The organism is Streptomyces fildesensis (assembly GCF_016107395.1).
GTDB lineage: Bacteria > Actinomycetota > Actinomycetes > Streptomycetales > Streptomycetaceae > Actinacidiphila > Actinacidiphila fildesensis.
The window spans coordinates 1-352 of the sequence record NZ_JAAIKO010000220.1; the positions used below are offsets into that span (position 1 = coordinate 1).

Genomic DNA, 352 nt, shown 5'->3' on the forward strand with positions numbered 1-352 from the left:
CTCGAGGATCTCTAATGGTTTCCGGGCTACCGCGCTCATGGATGACGGTGGAGAACCGGACGATCACCGGCGTCTGCACTCCCGGAGCTCGCAGAAAATCGGCAGCGGTGAGATGAGAGATGTCATGCGTGACCTCGAACACACCCTTCGCAGTGACTCCCCTCGCATGGACAACTCGCGCTGGAATTCTCTCTCTTGCGAAGTTGGCAAGTTTTTCTATCATGTGATAGTCTTCCAGCAGGATTGGACCTGAACAAAAAAAAGGTTGAAATAATTAAATAATTAAATAATTATTAATAATTAAATAAATTTCCTTATTACACCAAAACTAACATATTTATGTTTTAATTAT

General features: G+C 43.2%; 1 protein-coding gene. It reads right to left on the reverse strand.

Annotated features, from left to right (window positions below):
• Positions 1-244: catalase (locus C6N31_RS47280; protein ID WP_498063731.1), on the reverse strand; the 244-nt coding region annotated here is incomplete at its 3' end.
• Positions 245-352: the final 108 nt, after the last annotated feature.